At 47.5% G+C, this 2,040-nt stretch carries 2 protein-coding genes; both read left to right on the forward strand.

From position 1 onward, the window contains the following. Positions 1-344: 344 nt before the first annotated feature. Positions 345-1,478: a polysaccharide biosynthesis/export family protein gene (locus AC01FP_RS17180; RefSeq protein ID WP_474481916.1), complete on the forward strand. Its 1,134-nt coding sequence runs from the start codon at positions 345-347 to the stop codon at positions 1,476-1,478. Positions 1,479-1,503: 25 nt separating this feature from the next. Next, positions 1,504-2,040 (forward strand): Wzz/FepE/Etk N-terminal domain-containing protein (locus AC01FP_RS17185; protein ID WP_474481918.1); only part of this gene is annotated, 537 nt, incomplete at its 3' end.

The raw sequence follows: 2,040 nt of genomic DNA on the forward strand, positions 1-2,040 counted from the left end.
GCCGTGTTGTGCGCCGATCAACATGCGGGAGTGCTGGGGAGGTGTTCAATATTGAACAAGATGATACATTATCAAATTAATTTGCACTATCGCATTTCTGTTACAAACCATCCCGTAAATAAGTGACAGGCAGACAAGAGGTTGCATCCCATTTCAAGTGAAATGCAGAACAGATTATTAAATTGTGAAATATTGGGATCCGTGAGTTTTGTTCGCGAATGTTGGGAATGTTTAGTGCATCCGAATGGCCTTGGGGTATGTAGTGGTATAGTTCCGTACCGCAGTGCAATAATAGCCTATACTTATTTTGCTAACTATCAGTAACTATTCAACAAAGCTTATCAATGATCGTGCTTAAAACTTTGCGTCTGTTCATTCTCAGCTCTGCTCTGATTCTTGGGGCTTGTGCCTTTCCTGGTCAATATTTCGGTCTGAATGCTGACGATAAGTCGGATTTGGCGACTGCGGCTGATGGGGTTGACTACCAGCTCACCCCAATCGATGCGGTAACCTTGCGTGCGCTTGTGCCACCCGCTATCCAAAGTGACACATCAGCTTCGGCCTTGAATTCAACTGCCACTGACTATCAATATTTGGTGGGTGTCGGAGACCTGGTGCGAATTACAGTTTGGGATCACCCCGAGTTAACTAATCCCGCTGGAAATACCACAGGGCAATTACAAGGGCAGGTGGTGCTACCAGACGGCACGTTTTACTTTCCATTCCTAAATAAGGTAAAAGCCGCTGGGCGAACTACTGAAGACATTCGGCTTGAAATGACCCGCAACCTTGAAGCGTTTATACGCAGTCCTCAAGTCGATGTGTATATTCAACCGAATGGTTTTCGATCGCAGAAAATTTACGTGAGCGGTGAAGTTGGTCAGCCTGGCTTTTTTCCGATTACTGATGTGCCTACAAGGCTAGGCGATGCAATTGCTCAGGCAGGTGGCTTGAGTAAAGAAGCCGATTTGAGCAACATAACCCTGCAGCGGAACAATCAAACCTTTGTGCTGGATGCATATCGTTTACTTTACCAAGGCGATCTCAGTCAGAACGTTCTGCTCCAGAACGGTGATGTATTGAATATCCCGGATCGCCGTTTACGCAAAGTGTTTTTAATGGGAGAGGTGGTTCAACCATCGTCATTCGTCATGCCAGTAGGAAAACTTACCTTGGCCGAGGTACTGAGTGATGTAGGTGGTATTAATCAAAATACAGCGAATGCCCAACAGGTGTATGTAATTAGGCAAGCTGAAGTTGGTCCAGCCAATACCCCAAAGTTAAACATATACCATCTGGATTCAACCAGCCCTACCAGTGTGTTGTATGCAGATCAGTTTGAAATGAGGCCCCGTGACGTGGTGTATGTAGACCCAGTTCGTATGGTTCGTATAAATCGCTTGTTAGGCACCATACTGCCAAGCCTTCAAGTATTGCCAGCCGTACGGTCTAATATCCGCGTGCTGGAAGGCGAATAAAACAGAGAACACTAGCGTGAATCAAATGAACATGCCCTATGAACGCAGCGCACATCCTCAAGCTTTAGCTAGCGGTGAGCAGAACAGTGACAGCGCTGAAATTAACCTGCTCGACCTGTGGTACAACCTGCTCGACTTCAAGTGGGTGGCCGCAGCCATAGTTGCAGTGGCCACCGCAATTGGCCTGCTGTACGCCACTGTGGCCACGCCCATTTATTCTGCAGATGTGTTGCTGCAAGTAGAAACCAAGCAAACCGGTGGTTTGGCTGCGCTGGAAGACGTAAGTGGTGTTCTAGCCGCTGGCGGCAGCAATGTAACAGGTGAACTTGAAATTATAAAAAGCCGCACGGTAGTGGAAAGTGTGGCCCAAAACTTGGGTTTGGCGCAGTCCATTACACCGCAGTATTTTCCGGTATTCGGGCAGTGGCTGACCAACCAACATGAGGCCGCGTTGGGCTTGGCTCAGCCATTTATGGGTTTGAATGAATACGCATGGGGTGGTGAACAACTAAAGCTGGCCCAATTCAGTGTGCCAACCGAATTTACTGATCAAGCTTTTGTA

The sequence above is a fragment of the Cyanobium sp. NIVA-CYA 375 genome (assembly GCF_056108345.1).

What these genes read in the sequence shown, in the direction of transcription:
- AC01FP_RS17180 (WP_474481916.1), top strand. Translation starts at nt 345, where the DNA reads ATGATCGTGCTTAAAACTTTGCGTCTGTTCATTCTCAGCTCTGCTCTG.